This is a genomic window from Roseobacter fucihabitans, from assembly GCF_014337925.2.
Classification (GTDB): Bacteria; Pseudomonadota; Alphaproteobacteria; order Rhodobacterales; family Rhodobacteraceae; genus Roseobacter; species Roseobacter fucihabitans.
The window spans coordinates 3655898-3677887 of the sequence record NZ_CP143423.1 but is presented as its reverse complement, the minus strand read 5'-3'; the positions used below and the strand labels follow the sequence as shown (position 1 = coordinate 3677887).

The window sequence follows — 21990 nt, the reverse complement described above, 5'->3', positions numbered from 1 at the left end:
CTCGTGCGCGGGGCAAAGCGGAAGGGAACCCGGAACGATGAATACCGGAACACTGAATTACTTGAAGCTGGTGGTCTTGGCGCTTGCCACGCTATTTGCGATGATCGCGGCGAGCTATGCGCGCGACATTGCCTATCAGGTTCACATGGTCATTTTTATGATCGTCGCGGCGGGGTTGTTCCTGACGACCCTGCGCGCCACGGATGAGCGTGCCAAGCCAGTCGCGACCAACGAATACTTTGACAGCGTCATACGCGCGGGCGTGATCGCCACGGCGTTCTGGGGCGTTGTCGGGTTTCTGGTCGGGGTGGTTATCGCCTTTCAACTGGCGTTTCCAGATTTGAATTTCCGATGGGCGGAAGGCTATGCAAACTTCGGCAGATTGCGTCCCCTCCACACCTCTGCGGTGATTTTTGCTTTTGGAGGCAACGCGTTGATCGCGACTTCCTTTTTCGTGGTGCAACGCACCTCCGCGGCACGGCTGTGGGGCGGTAATCTGGCGTGGTTCGTGTTCTGGGGCTATCAGCTCTTCATCGTGCTGGCCGCGACCGGATATGTGCTCGGCGGGACCCAGTCCAAGGAATACGCCGAACCGGAATGGTATGTGGATATCTGGCTGACCATTGTCTGGCTGGCCTATCTGGCGGTTTTTCTCGGCACCATCGTCAGGCGCAAGGAGCCGCATATCTATGTGGCGAACTGGTTTTATCTGGCGTTCATCGTCACGGTTGCGATGCTGCATGTGGTCAATAACATCTCTATCCCCGTTTCGATCTGGGGCTCCAAATCCGTGCAGGTCTTTTCGGGCGTACAGGATGCCATGGTGCAATGGTGGTATGGTCACAACGCTGTGGGCTTCTTTTTGACGGCGGGCTTCCTAGGGATGATGTATTACTTCGTGCCAAAACAGGCCGAACGTCCTGTCTTCTCCTATAAACTCTCGATCATTCACTTCTGGGCGCTGATCTTCCTCTATATCTGGGCGGGTCCGCACCACTTGCACTACACCGCCCTTCCCGATTGGGCGGCGACCCTTGGCATGGTATTCTCGATCGTGCTGTGGATGCCCAGCTGGGGCGGTATGATCAACGGCCTGATGACCCTGCAAGGGGCCTGGGACAAGCTGCGCACTGATCCGGTTCTGCGGATGATGGTGACCTCGCTCGCCTTCTACGGCATGTCCACTTTCGAGGGCCCAATGATGTCGATCCGCGCGGTCAATTCGCTGTCCCATTACACCGACTGGACCATCGGTCACGTGCATTCCGGCGCTCTGGGTTGGAACGGGCTGATCACTTTCGGCGCGCTCTACTACCTCGTGCCGGTCCTGTGGAAACGCGAACGTCTCTACTCGCTGTCCCTCGTAAGCTGGCATTTCTGGCTCGCCACCATCGGCATCGTGCTCTATGCGGCCTCGATGTGGGTCACGGGCATTATGGAAGGCCTGATGTGGCGCGAAGTGGACGCCAATGGGTTTCTCGTGAACTCCTTTGCCGACACCGTGAGCGCGAAATTCCCGATGTATGTGGTGCGCGGTCTGGGCGGGGTTATGTTCCTCTCCGGGGCGGTCATCATGTGCTATAACCTTTGGATGACTGTCCGTGCTGCGCCTGCCAAGGCGGGTCTCGGTACAGTTGTTCCAGCCGAATAAGGAGGGAACGCATGTCAATCCTCGCAAAACACAAGTTCATCGAAACCAACGCCAGCCTCTTGCTGATCCTCAGCTTTCTGGTGGTCACCATCGGCGGGCTCGTGCAAATCGTGCCGCTTTTCTATCTGGAAAATACCATCGAGAAAGTAGAGGGCATGCGCCCCTACTCGCCGCTGGAACTGACCGGGCGCGACATCTATATCCGTGAGGGCTGCTATGTCTGTCACAGCCAGATGATCCGACCCATGCGTGATGAGGTCGAACGTTACGGTCACTATTCACTGGCGGCCGAATCCATGTATGATCACCCGTTCCAATGGGGGTCCAAACGGACCGGACCGGATTTGGCACGTGTCGGTGGGCGGTATTCGGATGATTGGCACATTGATCATCTGCGTGACCCGCAGTCGGTCGTGCCGGAATCGATCATGCCGAAATATGGCTTTCTGGAACGCAAATTGATTGATGGCGAGTACATCGCGGATCTGCTCCAGACCCATGCCATGGTCGGCGTGCCCTATACGGACGATATGATCGAAGCCTCACAGGCCGATTTCCGCGCCCAGGCCGACCCGGACAGTGATTATGACGACATGCTGGAACGCTATCCGGGCGCACAGGTGCGCAACTTTGACGGCGCACCGGGGATCTCGGAGGCTGACGCCCTGATCGCTTATCTGCAAATGCTTGGCACGCTGGTTGATTTCTCGACCTTCACCCCAGACGCAAGCCGCTAGGGAGGCAGATATGGAACTCTACACACTCCTACGCGAATTCGCGGATAGCTGGATGTTGCTGCTGTTGTTCTGCATCTTTGTCGGCATGATGGCTTGGGTCTTTCGCCCCGGCAGCCGCAAATTGCATCAGGATACCGCCAACATTCCTTTTAGAAACGACGATAGACCCGCCCCAGATCAGGAGGCAAAAAAATGAGCAAGATACCCCCGAAACAAGAGGGCGACCCCAATACCACAGGCCATAGCTGGGATGGCATCGAGGAATTCGACAACCCGATGCCGCGCTGGTGGCTCTGGTGCTTTTATGCCTGCATCGTCTGGGGGATCGGTTATACTATCGCCTATCCCGCATGGCCGCTGGTGTCCTCCGCCACGGCAGGTCTGCTGGGGTATTCGACACGCGGCGAGGTAGCGGTTGAAATCGCCGCCGTCGAAGAGGCCAACGCGGGTATCAACGCCCAGCTGGCCTCTGTCGAACTGACCGATATTGCGGCTGATCCCGAGTTGAACGGCTATGCCGTGTCGGCCGGTGCGGCGGTTTTCCGGACCTGGTGCGTACAATGCCACGGCTCGGGTGCTGCAGGTTTTGTCGGCTATCCGAACCTTCTGGATGATGACTGGCTGTGGGGGGGCGACATCGAAGCGATTCACGCGACGATTGCGCATGGAATCCGCAATGAGGAAGACGACGACGCACGTTACTCCGAAATGCCCGCCTTCGGTGAAATCCTCGAACCAGAAGAAATCGCACAGGTGGTCAATTACGTCATGGACCTTTCGGGTGCGCAGGCGGATGCCGGATTGGTCGCCCCCGGTGCAGAGATCTTTGCGGATAACTGTTCCGCCTGCCACGGTGAAAATGGCATGGGAGACCGCGAGCAGGGTGCGCCGAACCTGACGGATGCGATCTGGCTCTATGGCGGTGACACCGAGGCCCTGACGGAGACTGTGACCTATAGCCGCTATGGCGTTATGCCACCTTGGACTCAGCGCCTGAGTGAGGCTGAAATACGGGCGGTGGCAATATACGTCCACCAGTTGGGCGGGGGGGAATAATCCCGCTCAAACCCCTTTTGTGGTAGGGTGGTTTCGCAAGCAGAGCGAAATCGCCCGACCCAACCTGTAAGGACGACCGTGACCGACCAAACCCCGCCTCCCAGTCTTTATGCCGCGCGTGAACCGATCTTTCCTCGGCGCGTCTCTGGATCGTTTCGCAACCTGAAATGGGTGATCCTCGCGGTCACCCTTGGCATTTATTATCTTGTGCCGTGGATTCGCTGGGACCGCGGACCCAGCCTGCCGGATCAGGCGGTGCTGCTGGATATGGCCAACCGGCGTTTTTACTTCTTCTGGATCGAAATCTGGAGCCATGAGTTCTATTTCGTTGCCGGATTGTTGATCATGGCGGGGCTGGGATTGTTCCTGTTCACCTCCGCGCTGGGACGTGTCTGGTGTGGTTACGCCTGCCCGCAAACCGTCTGGACGGATTTGTTCATCCTGGTGGAACGCTGGATCGAAGGGGATCGCAACGCCCGCCTGCGCCTGCACCGGCAGGAAAAGATGGACGCGCGCAAATTGCGCCTGCGCCTGACCAAATGGGTGGTCTGGTTGTTGATCGCGGTCGCCACGGGCGGGGCTTGGGTGTTCTATTTCGCGGATGCGCCGACCTTGTTTGTCGACATCTTTACCGGACAGGCCAGTGCCGTCGCCTATATCACAATCGCGTTTCTGACGGCCACGACCTTTGTGTTCGGCGGCTTCATGCGGGAACAAATCTGTATCTATGCTTGTCCCTGGCCGCGTATTCAGGCGGCGATGATGGATGAAGACACCGTCACTGTCGCCTATCGCGAATGGCGGGGCGAGCCGCGCAAACACAGCGAAGCGGCCAAAACAGAGCCGATGGGGGATTGCATCGACTGCATGGCCTGCGTGAACGTCTGCCCGGTCGGGATCGACATTCGCGATGGTCAGCAGATGGAATGCATCACCTGCGCGCTGTGCATCGACGCCTGCGATGATGTGATGGAACGCATCGGCAAACCACGCGGATTGATTGATTACATTGCGCTGTCGGATGAAACGCGGGAACGCGAAGGTCATGCCGCGCGATCCGCGTGGCATCATGTGTTCAGGCCGCGCACGATGCTTTACACCGCGCTTTGGGGGTCGGTCGGGGTCGCGCTGCTTGTTGCACTTTTCATCCGGGCCGAGATCGAAATGACGGTGGCCGCTGTGCGCAATCCGACCTTTGTGACCCTATCGGACGGGTCGATCCGCAACACATATGACATCCGTTTGCGTAACAAAAATGGCGAAGAGCGCCTGTTCCGTTTGTTCGTCAAGGGCGATCCGGCATTGCGCATACAGCTTGAAGGCACCCCCTATGCGTCTGTGAACGTGCCGGCGGATACATCGTTTCTGCAACGGGTATACCTGATCGCGCCGCCCGGATCGGAGCCCGCAGAGGCCGCGCGCAGTGATCTGCGTTTCTGGGTCGAAGATCTCACAAACGGTGATCGCGCCTATAATGACAGCAGCTTCAGCGGCAAGGGAGAATGACAATGACCACCACAGCACGTGTTTTGACGGGTAGACATGTCTTCATGATCTTTTGCGCCGCCTTTGCCGTCATCATCAGTGTGAACCTCTTTCTGGCCTATAGCGCGGTCAGTACTTTCCCAGGGCTGGAGGTGCGCAACTCCTATGTCGCAAGCCAGCAGTTCGACAAAAACCGCGAAGAACAGACGGCGCTCGGCTGGTCCGTTCTGGCGCAGGCGCGTGGTGATGACGTCCATCTTTCCATTACCGATGCCGAAGGCCAGCCCGTGCAAGTTGCGTCGCTGGAGGCCACATTGGGGCGCGCCACCCATGTGCGCGACGATCAAACGCCTGCGTTCGTTTTTGATGGGACGCGCTATGTCGCGCCTGCGCAACTGGCACCGGGCAACTGGAACCTACGGATGAAGGCGCGGGCCGCGGACGGCACCGTGTTTCAGCAGCGCGTCATCCTACATGTCCCCAAGGGTGCCAAGTGAGCACGCTCAGCACAAATTCACCGGTCGCCTGTCCGGGGTGTCTTGCGACGCCTGCTCAGGGCGCGCCGGTGATTGTGTCAGATGCGCGGGTGATGCTCTCCTTGCCGACGATCCATTGCCAGGCCTGCATCGCCAAGGTCGAAAAGACGCTGAACACCTATCCCGGTATCAAAAACGCCCGTGTCAATCTGACGCTAAAGCGCGCATTGATTGATGCCGTGCCCGAGATCAACGCGGGCGAATTGGTCACTCTGCTGGAAGCCGAAGGGTTCGAGGCGCATGAACTGGACCCCGGAGCGATCAACGATACCGCGACACATACGGCGGGTCGTGACCTGCTGATGCGGCTCGCCGTCGCCGGTTTTGCCTCAATGAATGTGATGCTGTTGTCGGTCGCAGTCTGGTCTGGCGCAACGGATGCCACGCGCGATTTATTCCACTGGATTTCCGCGGCGATTGCCATTCCCGCGATCGCGTTTTCGGCGCAGCCTTTTTTCCGCAATGCCTACGCCGTCCTGCGCGCGGGTCGATTGAACATGGATGTACCGATCACGCTGGCGATTTTACTGGCTCTGGCGACATCCCTTTGGGAAACGTGGCTGTCCGGGCATCATGCTTACTTCGATGCGGCGCTGACATTGACGTTTTTTCTGCTGGCGGGGCGTTGGTTGGATGCGCGTGCACGGTCTGCCGCGCGCTCGGCTGCCGAAGAACTCACAGCGCTTGAAGTGCCGCGCGCCTGGCGCATTGATGCTGCGGGCCCGCTGGAAGTGTCGGTTGCGCAATTGCGCGTTGACGATCTGGTGTTGGTGCGTCCCGGCGGGCGTGCCCCGGTGGATGGCGTCGTCATCAAGGGGCGCTCCGAGGTGGACCGCGCCATGCTGACCGGTGAAACACTCCCGGAACTGCGCGATATCGGCGATGTGATGAGTGCGGGTGAAGTGAATTTGACGGGACCTCTGACCCTGCGCGCAACAGCTGTCGGACAGGACACCTCGCTGCAACGCATGGCCGCCCTTGTGGCAATCGCTGAAAGCGGGCGGTCGCGCTATACTGCGCTGGCGGATCGCGCCGCCAAACTTTACGCGCCCGGTGTGCATATCCTGTCGGCGCTTGCGTTTCTGGGGTGGTTGATCTGGTCTGGTGATTTGCGGATATCCCTGAATATTGCGGCGGCGGTTTTGATCATCACCTGCCCCTGTGCCTTGGGTCTTGCCGTGCCGGCGGTGACGACTGCGGCCTCGGGGCGCTTGTTCGGCAAAGGGCTGTTGATCAAGGATGCTACGGCCCTCGAACGCCTGGCTGAGGTGGACACGGTCGTTTTCGACAAAACCGGCACTTTGACAACGGGCAAGCCACGCCTGTGCAACTGGGCCTCGCTGACACAATCCCAACAACGTGTCGCGCATGCGCTTGCGCAGGGATCCTCCCACCCCCTGTCGCGCGCAATCGTTCAGCGTGCTATGTCAGAGGGGTGTCAACCTGCTGTTTTGCAAGCGCCTGTCGAGAAACCCGGATTCGGAATGGAGGCGCTTTTCGATGGAGGAACGGTGCGGCTGGGCCGCCCGGATTGGCTGGGGATAACGCTGGATGATGCGCAGGTCTGTGCCGTTCTGGACGCGGGTGATGGGCATTGTGTCGCTTTGAAATTCGAAGACGATGAACGCCCCGGCGCGATGCAGACGGTTTTGTTGCTCAGGGATTTAGGCCTCGATGTGGTCCTGCTCTCTGGTGATCGGATGCCAGCGGTGAACGATTTTGCCAATAAAATCGGTATTGATGAGTGGCATGCGGCGATGCTGCCGCAGGCGAAGGCCGAATTTGTGGAGGCTTTGCGCAAGCAAGGGCGACATGTTTTGATGGTGGGCGATGGGTTGAATGATACGGCTGCTCTGGCGACGGCCCATGTGTCGATCAGCCCGGCGCAGGCGCTGGATGCGGCACGCGCGGCGTCTGACATGGTGTTATTGGGGCAGGATCTCTCGCCGGTTGCAGAAGCGATTATCGTGGCGCGTCAGGCGACAAAGAGGATCAGGGAGAATTTCCGTATCGCCACTGTTTACAATGTTCTTGCGGTCCCATTGGCCGTTGCCGGCTTGGCGACGCCGCTGATCGCGGCGCTGGCAATGTCGACCTCTTCCATTACCGTGTCCCTAAATGCGCTGCGCGTCGGAGGTCGGGGATGAACGTCCTGGCATATCTGATACCGATTTCCTTGATCCTGGGCGGATTGGGGCTTGCCGGTTTTCTGTATACTCTGAGGTCGCGTCAATATGATGATCCCGAAGGGGACAGCCGTCGTATCCTCACGGATACCTGGGACGATCATCCAAAGCCTTAACCGCTGGTTTAGGATGGGCCTACCATCAGGCACCCGATGTTGCGTGCTGCCAGACGCCGGCAAGCCAGATCTGCACTATCCCGGGTCATCCCCAAGAAATTGGCGTCAAAGCCAGACGTTTTTTTCACAACTTTTCGCAGGGACCCATCCAAGGTCGACATTTCAGCCAATGCCGTGGTAACAAGCGCACGCTCGGCTTTGTAGCGGCTGGGAAACCGGCCAATATTCACCCCCCACTGATGTCCGCCCGACGTCGAAAGCCGGGTTACGACTTCGGTCGCTGGAAGCGTCTCGGATGCGGGGGAGGATACAAGATCAGCCGGTCGGACCACGGGACGTATGGTGCTCGCTGCGTTGGCTGGCACTGCAACGGCTGGTGGCTCTGGGGATTGTGCCGGTGTTTCCTGCGCAACGATCAGCGCATTTGTTATATCGCTCGACAGGACACCGCTGGTGCTCGCCAGTGCGGCGGAGTTCGTCACTGCGGCTTGTGTTTCCAGAGAGGCGAGCACAGTACCGGCATCTGCAACTGGCCGAAGGCGAGGGCGGAGACTTTTACGCGGCGGGCTGTTTGCGACGACGATCTCTCCGGAACCGCTCCCCGGCGTATAGGCGGGTTTGCGCGGCTTTTGCAGGGCGACGCGTGACGGTGCGCGCTTGAATCCCATGTCGAGCAGTTCAGCGACCCGCGCATTGCGCGCACTTGTCGAGGTACCACCAAAAACCGTGGCGATGATGCGTTCATTTCCCCGTTCTGCGGAGGCCACGAGGTTGAAACCGGCCGCCCGTGTGTATCCGGTCTTGATGCCGTCAGCGCCTCGATATGCGGCCAGCAGGCGGCGGTTCGTATTTGCCACGTTCCGCACGCCAGCATCCGTCGAACGACGCGAGAACAGGTTGTAATACTGCGGATAGTCGTAAAGCATATGTCGGCCCAGGATCGACATGTCACGTGCGGTAGATAAATGCCCCGACTCTGTGAGGCCATGGGCATTCTTGAACGTTGTACGAGACATTCCCAACGCTTTGGCCGTGCGCGTCATACGCCGGGCAAAGGCGGCCTCTGAACCCTCCAGCGCTTCGCCTATAGCGGTTGCGGCGTCATTTGCCGATTTCACGGCAGATGCCCGGATCAAATACCGAAAGGCAATGCGTTGCCCGGATTTCAGACCGAGCTTTGAGGGGGGTTCGGACGCGGCATGGCGCGATATCTTTACCTTAGTATCAAGCGTGATTTCACCACGTTCGATCGCCTGGAAAGCGATGTAAAGCGTCATCATCTTTGTCAAGGAAGCAGGATGCAGTCGCGTGTCAGCATTGCGCGAGTGCAGAACCTTGCCGGACCTCGCATCCATCACGTAAGCCGCGTAGGGTGCTGCCGACGCACTCAACGGAACGATCACCAACAACCAAAAAGCTGCAAATATAAATAGCCCGTAACGGACCGGCATTTTGCGCCGAACCTTCATGATAACCTGCCTTTTTTCTGCCTCATGTCGCCGATTGTTCGGCTGACTATTTTATGTGGAGAGGCTAACACAGCTTTCGATTCCGATAAAGCCTTTGATTTAAGGCATTTGCGTTAACGTTCCATGAAGCGAAAACCATATGTTGGGGCATTTCGTGACCTGCCAACCGCATGGGCGATTACGGCAGGAATATGGCACCTCACAGCCGCCTATGACGCTCTCAACCGTGTTCGATTTTTCTGATAAGTGTTGCAAATCCGCTCAAATCGGCCAGCGCGTGGTAGCGCGGATGATCTGTCGGCGGTGCTGCATGCTCCAAAGCCCACTCATGACCGTGGGGGACAAATACACCTCTGCCACCCGCCTCGATCATCGGGAATACATCGGATCGCAGCGAATTCCCGATCATCAGGCCCTGTGCGACACCCGTCGCGTGATGCGCGAATATCTCTGAATACTGCTGCGGTGTCTTATCCGACACGATTTCGATACCATGAAACAGATCGCCAAGCCCGGACTGTGCCAATTTGCGTTCTTGGTCCAGTAAATCACCCTTGGTAATCAGGATGATGACATGTTCCTGGCGAGCAAACTGCACTGCATCGCGTGCATGGGGCAAAAGCTCGACCGGATGGCGCAACATGTCGCGCCCTGCCTCCAGCAAGCGCTCGATCACCGATGCGGCGACCTTGCCTTGCGTCACTTCAATTGCGGTTTCGATCATCGACAGGGTGAAGCCCTTGACCCCGAAGCCGTAGTGGCCAAGATTGCGCCGCTCAGCCGCCAGCAAACGTTCCATCAAGGTTTCCCGATCCGTATAATCCGCCAGAAGTTCGGCAAAATAGGACTGTGTCATCTGGAAGAGCCGTTCATTGTGCCATAGAGTGTCATCAGCATCAAAACCGATCGCGCTCAGCTTGCGGGCCATTGGGGGCTCCCCCTTTTCTAAATTTCCAATCACGTTATATAGAGCGCTGAACGACTCACCACGACCGAAAAGCAGATCAGGAGCAGAAATGCACCGCGACGCGATCATCATGTCAGATCAATCCGATGACGAGGGTGACTCCTCGCTTTTGACGGCGACCAAGCCCAAGACCAAGCGGCCCCCGCTTTACAAGGTCTTGCTGCTCAATGACGACTTCACGCCGATGGAGTTCGTGGTGCATGTGCTGGAACGGTTCTTCGGCCTCAACCACGCACAGGCCTTTGAAATCATGCTGACCGTTCACAAAAAAGGCGTGGCCGTCGTAGGCGTGTTCAGCCATGAAATCGCCGAGACGAAAGTGGCGCAGGTGATGGATTTTGCGCGCCGTCATCAGCACCCGCTGCAATGCACCATGGAAAAAGAAGAATAAGCGCGTGATCGATTCCCGATTGTCGTTGGCCCTTGATGGGGGCGGTTTGGTGTGGCCGGACACAGGGCGGATCGCTGTTTTTCAACCCGCTGTGAACGCGGCGCTGTCCGGTGTGCCGAAAGAACGTGCGCAGATCATCCAAGGCTTCAAGCCGGATCATGACGCCTGGGTTGCGCGGGGGTATGCCTGCGCCGTGGCTGTGCAGGAGCGATACGCCGCGGCCATCATTGCGCTGCCCCGTGCCAAGGGGGAAGCGCGCGCTTTGATCGCAAATGCGCTGAAATCCGTGGACGGGCCGGTCGTGATCGACGGTATGAAAACTGAGGGCGTGGACAGTATCCTGCGCGAAATGCGCAAACGCTGTGCGGTTGTCGGCCCGATTTCCAAGGCGCATGGAAAATTGTTCTGGATCGAGCGGGCGGACCCGGTGGATTTTTCGGATTGGGACGCCGGGCCTGCGCTGACGCCAGGTGGGTTCTGGACGGCACCTGGCGTGTTTTCGGCGGATGCGGTCGATCCGGCCTCTGACCTGCTGGCGCAGGTATTACCCGAGAAGCTGGGCAAAAAAGTCGCGGATCTGGGTGCAGGCTGGGGGTTTTTATCGGCCCATGTGCTGACGCGCGCGCAGATCGAAGAGGTTCATCTTGTCGAAGCGGGTCATATGGCGCTGGAATGTGCGCGGCGCAATGTCACGGACCCGCGCGCGCAGTTTCATTGGGCAGATGCAACCAATTGGCGGCCCGCGGAGAAAATGGATGCGGTGGTCATGAACCCGCCCTTCCATACATCCCGCGCCGCTGATCCCGGTCTGGGGCAGGCGTTCATGCAGGCAGCGTCGCAAATGCTGCATGCGCAGGGGCATCTGTGGATGGTGGCCAACCGGCATCTGCCTTATGAGGCGACATTGGCCACGCTTTTCGCAAGGGTTGAGGAGATCGGCACGGATCGCCGCTTCAAACTGCTGCATGCGAGCAGACCGCTTCGCAAAAGGGCGTCCGCTGGTCTAAGGTAGGCTTGGGCGACAAGGGGAATGCAATGTCTTTTTCAATAAGCGGCAAGACTGCGATCATCACCGGTGCGGCGAACGGCATCGGCCTTGCGATTGCGCGCCAGTTTGCGGATCGTGGCGCCAATGTCATGTGCGCGGACATGGACGAAAGGAAGCTCTCCGAGGAATGGGGCGATCAATCAGATGACAGCAGCCTACGCTATTTCGCGGGTGATCTGAGGCAACGTCTGACGATCGCCAATCTGGTCTCCGCGACAATCGACGCCTTCGAGCGGGTTGATATTCTGGTGAATGCCTCCCGTCAGGTCATGCCGACGGATGCGCTGAATGTGGAGGATACGTCGGTCGCGGTGTTGTTGGAGCAGAACCTGATGACGTCGCTGCATCTGACGCAGCAGGTGGCCAAGCGGATGATGAAACAGGGAGTTGATCAACCGGAAGGTCCGCTGGGATCGATCATCAACCTAAGCTCCATTGCGGCGCGTCAGACCCGCCCGGAACTTATGGGCTACTCCATTGCGGCGGCTGCGCTGGATCAGATGACGCGCTCCATGGCCCTTGCGCTCGCCCCGGAACGTATTCGCGTCAACGCCGTGGCGTTTGGCTCGGTGATGAGCGCGTCATTGCAGTCTTCCGTCGCGGACAATGGCGACTGGCGCGAAGACATCCGAAGCCATACCCCCCTTGGGCGCATCGCCGGACCCAGCGAAATTGCCGATGCCGTTCAGTTTCTGGCAGCAGACAGTTCCGGCTTCATGACCGGTGAAATCATCACGGTGGATGGGGGTCGCAGCCTGCTGGATGCGGTGGCGGCCCCGGCGCATTAGGGCCATTTTCGGATGATCTGAAACGGAAACGAGTGTCTGATCCGTTGAAACCTGTGGTGTCTGAGAGCCTCAGGTGATTATGGTGTTTGCGAAACCGCATTGATTTTTTCGGTCTTTCCGTCCCATCGGTTTGTGGTCTAGACATTGTGTCAGGACAACGTGACACACTGGAAGATGCATGACCGAAGATTTTGATACCGAAAAAACCGCGGCTTCTGCGTGGTTCCGTACTCTGCGCGATGATATCGTCGCAGCCTTTGAAGCGCTGGAGCAGGATCACGCCAGTGGCCCGCTGTCGGCTGCCGCACCCGGAACGTTTGACGTCTCCGAGACCCAGCGCAGCAGCGATGATGGCTCGGATGCCGGCGGCGGCTTGATGAGCGTGATGCGGGGGGGGCGCGTTTTCGAAAAGGTCGGTGTCAATATTTCCACCGTTTACGGCACGCTCGGGGAACGGGCGCAAATGGCGATGGCCGCGCGCAAGGGCATCCCAGGCATGAAGGATGATCCGCGCTTCTGGGCGTCCGGCATCAGCCTTGTGGCGCATATGCAAAACCCGCATGCGCCTGCGGTCCACATGAACACCCGCATGTTCTGGACACCGCATGCCTGGTGGTTCGGGGGCGGGTCGGATTTGAACCCCTGCATCGAATACGGCGAAGACACGGCGCATTTCCATGCGACCCAGAAACAACATCTCGACCCGCATGGCGCGGATTTCTACCCGCGTCTCAAGGAGTGGGCGGATGAGTATTTCTACATCCCGCACCGCAACCGCGCGCGCGGTGTGGGTGGCATTTTCATGGATGATCATTGCACCGGGGATTGGAATACGGATTTCAAGCTGACGCAGGATATTGGTCGGGCGTTTTTGCCCGCCTATGTGCCGTTGGTACGCAAACGGCGCACACAGGACTGGTCAGAGGCGGATAAAGACGCGCAGCTCGTGCACCGCGGTCTCTATGCGGAATATAACCTGGTCTATGATCGCGGGACAAAATTTGGCCTTGAAACGGGGCATGACGCCAACGCCGTGTTGATGAGCCTGCCACCGCTGGCGAAATGGGTCTAAGCGCGCGATCCTATGACACGGCGCGCGGATTTTTACGCGCTGTGCCAGTCAAAGAACCCGGATCCGGCGCGGGACAGTAATTCCTCCGCGAGGTCTTTGCCCATCACGGCCCCCTGCGCGATCGGCCCCTGCCGCACACCGCTGATCGCTTGCGACCCATCCGGACGCAGAACTTCGCCGCGCAGCGTCAGGGTCCCATTTTCAAGCTGTGCCAGCCCCGCAATCGGCGTTTCACAGGACCCATCCAGCGTGAGCAGGAAGTTGCGCTCCGCCGCCAGCCGCTGGCCGGTTTCCACATGATGGATCGCCATGAGCATTTCGGCGGTGTTGTCATCATCCATCCGACGCTCAATACCAATCGCGCCCTGCGCCACGGCAGGCAGCATTTCGCCGGGGTCAATCGGGGTCGCAGGGACGTTGTCCATGCCCAGCCGGTTCAATCCTGCGGCGGCAAGGAATGTACACTCGGCAACCCCTGCGCTCAGCTTTTTCAAGCGGGTCTGAACATTGCCACGAAATTCAACCACTTGCAGGTCGGGGCGGCGGTTCAGCAATTGCGCTTTGCGCCGCAGGCTGGAGGTGCCGACCACTGCGCCCTGTGCCAGAGCCTCGATGCTCTTGAGGTGTGGAGACACAAAGGCATCCCGCACGTCCTCACGCGGCAGGTAGGTGTCCAGGATCAACCCCTCCGGTTGTAGCGTCGGCATGTCCTTCATGGAATGCACGGCGATGTCAATTTTTCCTGACAGCAGGTCTTCTTCGATCTCGCGGGTGAAAAGCCCCTTGCCGCCGATCTCTTTGAGCGGGCGGTCCTGAATGGCGTCCCCGGTGACCTTGATGATCACGATCGAGAAACAATCCTCTGCAATATCAAAGGCCTGCGAGAGCCGTGTACGGGTTTCATAAGCCTGTGCGAGCGCCAAAGGCGAGCCACGGGTGCCGATGTTCAGCGGCGAGTCGGGGGTGGGGAGTTTTACTGTCATGGCCTATCTTTATGCGCGTCAATTTATGCTGACAACCCGTCAGTGTCTTGACAACCGCTGCCCCGCGCCCGACCAAAGGCAAACGTGAAAATGAGGACAGACATGGCCCCGACAAAAACAATCCTGCGCGCCCTTGCGGGCGAGACCCTTGATACCCCACCGATCTGGATGATGCGCCAGGCGGGGCGCTATTTGCCCGAATATAAAGCGACCCGTGCGCAGGCCGGGGATTTCCTGTCACTGTGTTACAATCCTGAACTTGCGGCCGAGGTCACATTGCAACCGATCCGGCGCTATGGGTTTGACGCGGCGATTCTGTTTGCAGATATCTTGCTGCTCCCGCAGGCGCTTGGGGCGGATCTGTGGTTTGTCACGGGCGAGGGGCCGCGGTTGTCGACGATCCAAAGCCAAGCGGATTTCGACAAGCTGGGACCCGTCGCGGACATTCATGAGACACTGAACCCGATTTATGAAACCGTGCGCATTTTGCGCCGTGAATTGCCCTCCGAGACCACATTGATTGGTTTCGCTGGTGCGCCCTGGACCGTGGCCACCTATATGATCGCCGGGCGTGGCACGCCGGATCAGGGCCCGGCCCATGCACTGCGCGAAGAGAATAATGCGCTCTTTGAGGCGTTGCTGGCGCGGATCACCGCCGGAACGATTGAATACCTTGCCGCGCAGATTGATGCGGGCGCCGAGGTTATCAAGATTTTCGACAGCTGGGCAGGGTCGCTCAAGGGCGATGCGTTCCAGAAATACGCGCTGGAACCGGCGCGTGAAATCACGGCTGCGTTGAAAGTGCGTTATCCGCACATCCCGATCATCGGTTTCCCACGGGAAGCGGGCGACAATTACATCGGGTTCGCATCGGCCACGGGCGTGGATTGTGTCGCATTGGACAATTCGGTCAGCGCCGATTGGGCGGCGGCAAATGTGCAAGTGGACGGCTGCGTGCAAGGCAACCTGGCCAGCAGCCATATGGTTACGGGCGGGCAGGCGCTGGTGGATGAAACGCGCGCCATCGTAAAGGCCTTTTCCAAGGGGCCGCATATTTTCAATCTGGGTCATGGCATCACGCCGGATGCGGATCCCGACAATGTGCAGCGGATGATTGACGCGGTGCGGGGGTAATTCGCGCTTTCTGGCTTGACGGCACAGCGGGGCTGGCTTAACCCACGCTCCGATGGCGTTATAGCTCAGTTGGTTAGAGCGAACGACTCATAATCGTTAGGTCCCTGGTTCAAGTCCAGGTAACGCCACCATCCATTCTTTGATTGCTAACGTGATTGCTGGCGGGCCCCGGCGCGCGTATCTTTTCCCGATCCAGGGGCCTCATGCGATCAAGACCTTTCGTGATGGTGACAAACACGGGTGACATCGCGCTGCATCTGCAATAGCAATTTGTCAGGGAAGACGAGTCATCGGCCATAGATCGAACAGGCCTGACCGGGATCAATGGGAGAATTACTATGAGTATTTCACGGAAATCATTTCTGGGCATGGCTGCGGGTGCAGCGCTTGCGTTCGGATTTGGTGCAGCCCCCGCCATGGCCCAAGAGGTCACATTGCGCCTGCACCAGTTCCTGCCACCGCAGGCGAATGTGCCAAAGCTGGTGCTGGATGTCTGGGCCGACAGCGTTGAGGAGGACAGCGGCGGGCGTATCAAAGTCGAGCGTTACCCCTCGATGCAGCTTGGCGGCAAGCCCCCGGAGCTGATGGATCAGGCCATTGATGGCATTGCGGATATCGTCTGGACTGTCGTCGGCTATACACCGGGTCGCTATCCGTCGACCGAAGTGTTCGAACTGCCCTTCATGATGACGAATGCCCGTGCGGTCTCACGCGCCTATTGGGAAATGTTCGAAACCCACATGAAAGACACCGAATTCAAGGACGTTCATATTCTGGGGACATGGGTGCATGGTCCCGGTCTGATCCACGCCAATAAGGAAATCCGCAAACCCTCCGACATGGAGGGGCTGAAAATCCGTGGCGGCTCGCGTCTGGCCAACGCTTTGTTGGAAAAAGTGGGGGCGACGCCCGTCGGCATGCCGGTTCCGGCGGTGCCTGAGGGGCTATCCAAAGGGGTGATTGATGGCACGACGATCCCATGGGAGGTCACCGCCGCATTGAAAATCCCCGAATTGGTCGAGAACCACACCGAATTCACCGGTAACGCGCTTTATGTGCTGACCTTTGTTCTGGCGATGAACAAGGACCGTTATGAGAGCCTGCCCGATGATCTGAAAAAGGTGATCGACGATAATTCCGGCGTTGAATTCTCGGTCTTTGCGGGGGGTACGCAAGCCGATAGTGACGGTCCTGCGCGGCAGGCCGCGGCGGATCGTGGCAACAACATCGTGACGTTGAACGCCGAAGAAACCGCCGAATGGAAAGCCGTTGCTGAGCCGATCTATGCGGAATGGGTGGCTGAAATGGATGAAAAGGGCATTGATGGTCAGGCGCTGATCGATGAGGCCCGTATGCTGATCGAAAAATACACCGAGTAATTTGATCGAAACCGGAAAAGCCCGTTGCAAGCCTCTACTTGCCTCGGGCTTTTTCACATCTGAAACGGAACGCTCATGATCCACCGCGCGATAAGAACTCTGGCCCAGGCCACGGCGATCATGGGCGGTCTGGTGCTGGTGGCTCTTATTCTGCTCATGACCCTGTCCATCATCGGGCGGTCGCTGAACAAGCTGCTGCATTCGGATCTTGCCGCGCAGTGGATCGCGGGCCCGTCACAATGGCTGCTGGATCTGGGGATCGGCGAGGTTCAGGGCAGCTATGAGCTGCTCGAAGCGGGTGTGGCTTTTGCGATCTTCTCGTTCTTTCCGATCTGCCAACTATATGGCGCCCACGCCACGGTGGATATCTTCACCTCCAGGCTGCCCGCACGCCTGAACCGCGGTATCGTCGCCTTTTGGGAGGTCGTGCTGACCGCTGCGTTGATCCTGATCAGCTGGCGTCTCTATGAGGGGATGCAGCGTTATATCGGCAATGGCGAGACGACATTTTTCCTGCAATTCCCGGTGTGGTGGTCTTATTCCGCCAGCTTCGTAGCCTCTGTGGTGATCTGCATCGTTGCGCTTTACTGCGCGGTGATGCGGGTGGGTGAAAGCCTCTCGGGGCGCGCCCTGTTACCGACGGCATGAGGGTCTGGATGTGAGCAACCTCGAACTTGGTTTCTGGTCCTTCCCGGTCCTGTTGATCATGGTGTTCATGCGCGCGCCGATCGGGCTTTCGATGCTGCTCTGTGGCTTTGCGGGATGGTATTTTGCGATGGGCGGCAATCCCAATGTCCTGCTCAACAAGTTGAAATCAGAGACCTATTCGCAATTCTCAAGCTATTCGCTCTCCATTATTCCGATGTTCCTGCTGATGGGGCAATTTGCGACCCTCTCGGGCATGTCCACCGCACTTTTCAAGGCGGCGGAAAGCTTCCTCGGTCATCGCCGGGGTGGCGTTGCCATGGCCTCCGTGGGGGCCTGCGCGGGGTTCGGTGCGATTTGCGGATCATCGCTTGCAACGGCCGCGACCATGTCCAAAGTCGCTCTGCCGGAACTGCGCCGCTACGGGTATTCGGGTGGATTTTCCACCGCGACGCTGGCTGCGGGCGGCACCTTGGGCATCCTGATCCCGCCCTCCGTGATCCTGGTGATCTATGCGATCCTGACCGAACAGAACATCGCCAAACTGTTTCTGGCGGCCTTCATACCGGGCATCCTCGCCGCGGTGGGCTACATGCTGACGATCTCGATCTATGTGCGCCTCTATCCGAAATCTGCCGGGACCCGGCCTCCGCAACCGATGTCCGAACGCTGGGCCGCTTTGGGCAAGACTTGGCCCGTCCTCATGATCTTTGGCCTCGTGGTTGGCGGCATCTATCTGGGGTGGTTCACACCGACCGAAGGCTCCGCCATCGGCGCTGCCGGAACCGGGCTGGTGGCGCTCCTATCGGGGAGCCTCAATTGGAGCGTGTTCCGCGACAGCCTGTTCGGCACCGCCCGCACCACGGCGATGATCTTCTTCATCGTGCTCGGGGCAGGGTTCTACAACAGCTTCCTCGCGCTCTCTGGTGTGCCGCAATACATGGCCGATTGGGTGCTCGCGCAAGGCTATAGCCCGTGGTTTGTCCTGTCGATCATCCTTGTATTTTACCTCATTTTTGGCTGCCTGATGGACAGTCTCTCAATGATCTTGCTGACGGTGCCGATCTTCTTCCCTGTCATCTCGGCGATGGATTTCGGCATGTCCCCGGAACATGTGGCGATCTGGTTCGGCATCCTCGTACTGATTGTGGTGGAGGTCGGATTGATCACGCCGCCCGTGGGCATGAACCTCTTCATCATCAACGCAATGGACCGTGAAACGCCGATGAGTGAGACCTATAAGGCGGTCATGTTCTTCGTCGGCTCGGATATCATTCGCGTGATTATTCTGGTCATGTTCCCGGCCATCACCTTGTTTTTATTGCCAGCCTAGCAACGCGCCATCCACGAAACGGGGGGGAGGAATCATTCACGATACAGCGGTTCGGGACGCGGCATCTTGCCGCGCGCCAACTTTGGCGTCACATTCCTGTGGAGTTCTGTGGGAGGGCGTCGTGACCAGCACTACCGAAAATGCAGCGAGTTTTTTCGTTGATCGCCATCTGATCGAAGGGCGCGGCGAAAAGATCGCCTACCGCGAGGCGGGAACCGGACGGCACCTGACCTTTCAGCAATTGAAGACGGGTGCGGATACCATTGCCGGTGCTCTCCTGCGTGCCGATGTGCGCGCGGAAGAACGCGCCGCCATGCTGGTGCTGGACACCATCGAGTGGCCGCAAATTTTCTTTGGTGCGCTGAAATGCGGTGTCATCCCGGTTCCGATCAACACGCTGCTGGCGACCCCGGTCTATGACGCGATCCTGAGGGACAGCCGCGCCAGTATCCTCTTCGTCTCCGCGCCGCTCTATGCCGCCGTGGCCCCTGCCCTGGATGATAACCCCTATCTGCGCCAGGTTGTGATCATCGGGGAAAATCCCGACAACGCCTGGCCAAACTATGACGCTTTCATCGATGGGGCACCGCCGCAAATAACCCATCCCGCAAGCGCGGATCAAATCGCTTTCTGGCTCTATTCATCGGGTTCCACCGGGCAGCCCAAAGGCGTCCAGCATGTCCATTCCAGCCTGAAGGCCACGGCTGATACCTACGGCGCGCATGTGTTGAGACTGACCGAGGAGGACACGGTTTTTTCCGCTGCCAAACTCTTTTTTGCCTACGGGCTGGGGAATGCGATGACATTTCCGCTGGCGGTTGGGGCCACCACAGTTCTTTTTGCGGGGCGGCCAACGCCCGCCGCCATGATCGAAACGCTCGATCTGGAAAAACCAACTGTGTTTTGCGGTGTCCCGACGCTTTTTGCCGCGATGGTGGCGGAGATGGACCGGAGCGGTTTGCCCGCTGCCCCATTGCGCGGGTGTATTTCTGCGGGGGAAGCGTTGCCCAAGGATGTGGGTAAACGCTGGCAGACCCATACCGGCGTGCCCATTCTGGACGGTGTCGGCTCGACTGAAATGCTGCATATATTCCTGAGCAACCGGGCGGATGACTTTGAGTATGGCACCTCTGGGACGCCGGTGCCGGGCTATGGTGTGCGTCTTGTCAATGAGGCGGGCAAGGAGGTTGGCGACAATGAAATCGGCGAGATGTTGGTGAACGGCGCATCAGCGGCATCGGGTTATTGGAACCAGCGCGACAAATCCCGCGCGACGTTTGAAGGCGTCTGGACGCGCACCGGGGATAAATACGAACGCCGGGCGGATGGGCGATATGTCTACTGCGGGCGCACGGATGACATGTTCAAAGTGTCCGGCATCTGGGTTTCGCCCTTTGAGGTGGAACAAGCGCTGGCCAGCCACCCCTGCGTGCTCGAGGCGGCGGTGGTGGCTGCGCGTGATGCGCAGGGATTGGAAAAGCCCAAAGCCTATATCGTGCTGGAAGGGGACCCTCCGATGGATATGGAGGCGGCATTGATCGCGCATGTCAAAGCCCGGATCGGGAAGTGGAAATACCCGCGCTGGATCGAGACCGTTTCGGATTTGCCCAAAACCGCGACGGGTAAAATTCAGCGATTCAAATTGCGCGAAGGGGTTGAGTGATGCGGTGGCATGCGCAGCCAGGTCAGAAAATTACCGTGGATGGGGTCGGGTTGGAGGTCGCCTGCTATGGTCCACCACCTGGAAAGGCACCGACCCTTGTGATGCTGCATGAGGGGTTGGGCTGCGTCGCGCTCTGGCGGGATGTGCCGCAGCAGTTATCCGAGGCAACGGGCCTGGGCGTCTTTGTATATTCGCGCCGCGGATATGGCGCCTCCGAGGCCGGTAACGCACCCTATGCGACCGATTACATGACCCGCGAGGCCGAAGATGTCCTTTGCAAGGTATTGAACGCGGCTGGTCTGGGCGATGTCATCTTGTTGGGCCATTCGGACGGCGCCAGCATTGCCTGTATCTATGCGGGATCTGTAAGTGACATGCGGGTGCGCGGGTTGATCCTGATCGCGCCGCATTTCTTTGTGGAACCGGCGGGTCTTGCCGCCATTCGACAAGCGGGGGATGATTTTCGGTCGGGCGATTTGCGCGCGAAACTGGCGCGGTATCATGATCACGTTGATGATGTGTTTTACGGCTGGCATGACGTCTGGACATCGCCCGCGTTTGGAAACTGGAATGTGGCGGATGCGATTGATCACCTTCGTATTCCGGTCCTGGCCATTCAGGGTCGCAGCGACCCCTATGGCACGCTGGCGCAGATCGACGAAATCGAGGCACGCATTTATTCCCCGCTGGAAACGCTGGTTCTGGAGGGGTGTGGCCATGCACCGCATCTGGAGCATCGCGGTGCCACGGCGCAGGCGATCACAGAGTTCTGCGCCAGGTTGATCAGGTTGGAGCAAGCGACAATTGCCCTGGCCTGATGCGCCCTCAAATATCATCTGGCCGCCCTTTGCCTATGTGCCGGGGGTTACCGCGCGCCATGCTGAGGATCGGTTTGACGGGATTAAGGCGAGCGTCACGGCGGATATGCCTGCCGCTGATCTGCATCATACATCGGCCTTTACGACGGGTCTGGCCTATCTGGACGCCGGGTATTTTTGGGAATGCCACGAGGTTCTGGAGGCGGTCTGGATGCAAACGGCTGATCCCAGTTGCGAGCGCGACATGGTACAGGCGCTGATCCAATTGGCGAATGCCAGATTAAAACTTCGGATGGGAAAACCACGTGCTGCGCGGCGCTTATGTGACATGGTCAGCGGCCATCTGGCCCGATGTGAGGGACGAGGGGCTGTCCTGGGTCTTGGTGTCAACGACGTGCTGATGCGACTAAATGTTACACGCGATGAAGGATTTTTTGCATTATAGTGCGTTATAAGCTGTGAATTTGCGATTTTTTATGTTAGATATACGTTTTTGGGTGCCTTTAGGTGTAATATAGCGCATCCTAACCGTG

Annotated in this window: 22 protein-coding genes and 1 tRNA gene; 20 read left to right on the top strand and 3 right to left on the bottom strand. The window is 58.6% G+C overall.

Translation table 11 applies throughout. The features are described from left to right. Positions 1–37 precede the first annotated feature (37 nt). The 8 genes from ccoN to ccoS all read left to right on the top strand — a co-directional run bounded on the left by ccoN (position 38) and on the right by ccoS (position 7767). The gene (gene ccoN / locus ROLI_RS18105; protein ID WP_187430575.1) at positions 38–1651 is read left to right on the top strand and encodes a cytochrome-c oxidase, cbb3-type subunit I; all 1614 of its coding nucleotides are present in this window, start codon (positions 38–40) and stop codon (positions 1649–1651) included. An 11-nt stretch (positions 1652–1662) separates the two neighbouring features. Beyond that, positions 1663–2388 carry a cytochrome-c oxidase, cbb3-type subunit II gene (ccoO, locus tag ROLI_RS18100; RefSeq protein ID WP_187430574.1) on the top strand — a complete coding sequence of 242 codons (726 nt, stop codon included), beginning with the start codon at positions 1663–1665 and terminating at the stop codon, positions 2386–2388. Between the two features lie 10 nt (positions 2389–2398). Then, the gene (locus ROLI_RS18095; protein ID WP_187430573.1) at positions 2399–2584 is read left to right on the top strand and encodes a cbb3-type cytochrome c oxidase subunit 3; all 186 of its coding nucleotides are present in this window, start codon (positions 2399–2401) and stop codon (positions 2582–2584) included. Then, positions 2581–3444, top strand: coding sequence for a cytochrome-c oxidase, cbb3-type subunit III (gene ccoP, locus ROLI_RS18090; RefSeq protein WP_187430572.1), 864 nt, complete (start codon positions 2581–2583; stop codon positions 3442–3444). Before ROLI_RS18095 ends, ccoP begins: the two co-directional genes overlap by 4 nt. 78 nt (positions 3445–3522) lie before the next feature. Then, complete coding sequence (gene ccoG / locus ROLI_RS18085) at positions 3523–4950, top strand: cytochrome c oxidase accessory protein CcoG (RefSeq protein WP_187430571.1); 1428 nt, start codon at positions 3523–3525, stop codon at positions 4948–4950. Next, positions 4947–5426 carry a FixH family protein gene (locus ROLI_RS18080; RefSeq protein ID WP_187430570.1) on the top strand — a complete coding sequence of 160 codons (480 nt, stop codon included), beginning with the start codon at positions 4947–4949 and terminating at the stop codon, positions 5424–5426. The genes ccoG and ROLI_RS18080 overlap by 4 nt, the downstream gene beginning before the upstream one ends. Then, on the top strand, positions 5423–7612 hold the full coding sequence (locus ROLI_RS18075) for a heavy metal translocating P-type ATPase (protein ID WP_405048975.1): 2190 nt from the start codon (positions 5423–5425) through the stop codon (positions 7610–7612). Before ROLI_RS18080 ends, ROLI_RS18075 begins: the two co-directional genes overlap by 4 nt. Next, positions 7609–7767 carry a cbb3-type cytochrome oxidase assembly protein CcoS gene (ccoS, locus tag ROLI_RS18070; protein ID WP_187430569.1) on the top strand — a complete coding sequence of 53 codons (159 nt, stop codon included), beginning with the start codon at positions 7609–7611 and terminating at the stop codon, positions 7765–7767. Before ROLI_RS18075 ends, ccoS begins: the two co-directional genes overlap by 4 nt. A gap of 8 nt (positions 7768–7775) precedes the next feature. Here the strand turns inward: ccoS and ROLI_RS18065 are convergent, their stop codons facing one another. Continuing rightward, complete coding sequence (locus ROLI_RS18065; RefSeq protein ID WP_187430568.1) at positions 7776–9236, bottom strand: D-alanyl-D-alanine carboxypeptidase family protein; 1461 nt, start codon at positions 9234–9236, stop codon at positions 7776–7778. 220 nt (positions 9237–9456) lie between these two features. Beyond that, on the bottom strand, positions 9457–10164 hold the full coding sequence (locus tag ROLI_RS18060) for an HAD family hydrolase (RefSeq protein ID WP_187430567.1): 708 nt from the start codon (positions 10162–10164) through the stop codon (positions 9457–9459). Positions 10165–10252: 88 nt separating this feature from the next. On the opposite strand from ROLI_RS18060, the gene clpS reads away from it, so the two are divergent. From clpS to hemF, 4 genes are all read left to right on the top strand, one after another. After that, a complete protein-coding gene (gene clpS, locus ROLI_RS18055) occupies positions 10253–10594 on the top strand; it encodes an ATP-dependent Clp protease adapter ClpS (protein ID WP_187430566.1) in 342 nt (113 codons plus the stop codon). 4 nt (positions 10595–10598) lie between these two features. Beyond that, a complete protein-coding gene (locus ROLI_RS18050) occupies positions 10599–11606 on the top strand; it encodes a class I SAM-dependent methyltransferase (RefSeq protein ID WP_187430565.1) in 1008 nt (335 codons plus the stop codon). A gap of 23 nt (positions 11607–11629) precedes the next feature. Then, a complete protein-coding gene (locus tag ROLI_RS18045) occupies positions 11630–12430 on the top strand; it encodes an SDR family NAD(P)-dependent oxidoreductase (protein ID WP_187430564.1) in 801 nt (266 codons plus the stop codon). Positions 12431–12608: 178 nt separating this feature from the next. Continuing rightward, positions 12609–13502 carry an oxygen-dependent coproporphyrinogen oxidase gene (hemF, locus tag ROLI_RS18040; RefSeq protein ID WP_187430563.1) on the top strand — a complete coding sequence of 298 codons (894 nt, stop codon included), beginning with the start codon at positions 12609–12611 and terminating at the stop codon, positions 13500–13502. A gap of 32 nt (positions 13503–13534) precedes the next feature. On the opposite strand, the gene hemC is transcribed toward hemF, so the two are convergent. After that, a complete protein-coding gene (gene hemC, locus ROLI_RS18035) occupies positions 13535–14485 on the bottom strand; it encodes a hydroxymethylbilane synthase (RefSeq protein ID WP_187430562.1) in 951 nt (316 codons plus the stop codon). Between the two features lie 102 nt (positions 14486–14587). Between hemC and hemE the strand changes: the two genes are divergently transcribed. The 8 genes from hemE (at position 14588) to ROLI_RS17995 (ending at position 21902) form a co-directional block, all read left to right on the top strand. Then, positions 14588–15619 (top strand): uroporphyrinogen decarboxylase, encoded by a 1032-nt coding sequence (gene hemE, locus ROLI_RS18030; RefSeq protein ID WP_187430561.1) that lies wholly within the window; start codon positions 14588–14590, stop codon positions 15617–15619. Between the two features lie 54 nt (positions 15620–15673). Then, a tRNA-Met gene (locus ROLI_RS18025) sits at positions 15674–15750 on the top strand. Positions 15751–15957: 207 nt separating this feature from the next. Next, positions 15958–16998 carry a TRAP transporter substrate-binding protein gene (locus tag ROLI_RS18020; RefSeq protein WP_187430560.1) on the top strand — a complete coding sequence of 347 codons (1041 nt, stop codon included), beginning with the start codon at positions 15958–15960 and terminating at the stop codon, positions 16996–16998. 75 nt (positions 16999–17073) lie between these two features. After that, positions 17074–17646 carry a TRAP transporter small permease gene (locus ROLI_RS18015; protein ID WP_187430559.1) on the top strand — a complete coding sequence of 191 codons (573 nt, stop codon included), beginning with the start codon at positions 17074–17076 and terminating at the stop codon, positions 17644–17646. A gap of 10 nt (positions 17647–17656) precedes the next feature. Next, complete coding sequence (locus ROLI_RS18010) at positions 17657–18976, top strand: TRAP transporter large permease (RefSeq protein WP_187430558.1); 1320 nt, start codon at positions 17657–17659, stop codon at positions 18974–18976. 121 nt (positions 18977–19097) lie between these two features. Continuing rightward, the gene (locus ROLI_RS18005; RefSeq protein WP_187430557.1) at positions 19098–20639 is read left to right on the top strand and encodes a benzoate-CoA ligase family protein; all 1542 of its coding nucleotides are present in this window, start codon (positions 19098–19100) and stop codon (positions 20637–20639) included. After that, positions 20639–21457, top strand: a complete 819-nt coding sequence (locus ROLI_RS18000) for an alpha/beta fold hydrolase (RefSeq protein WP_187430556.1) — start codon at positions 20639–20641, stop codon at positions 21455–21457. The genes ROLI_RS18005 and ROLI_RS18000 overlap by 1 nt, the downstream gene beginning before the upstream one ends. Next, positions 21444–21902, top strand: coding sequence for a DUF309 domain-containing protein (locus tag ROLI_RS17995; RefSeq protein ID WP_187430555.1), 459 nt, complete (start codon positions 21444–21446; stop codon positions 21900–21902). Before ROLI_RS18000 ends, ROLI_RS17995 begins: the two co-directional genes overlap by 14 nt. Positions 21903–21990 lie beyond the last annotated feature (88 nt).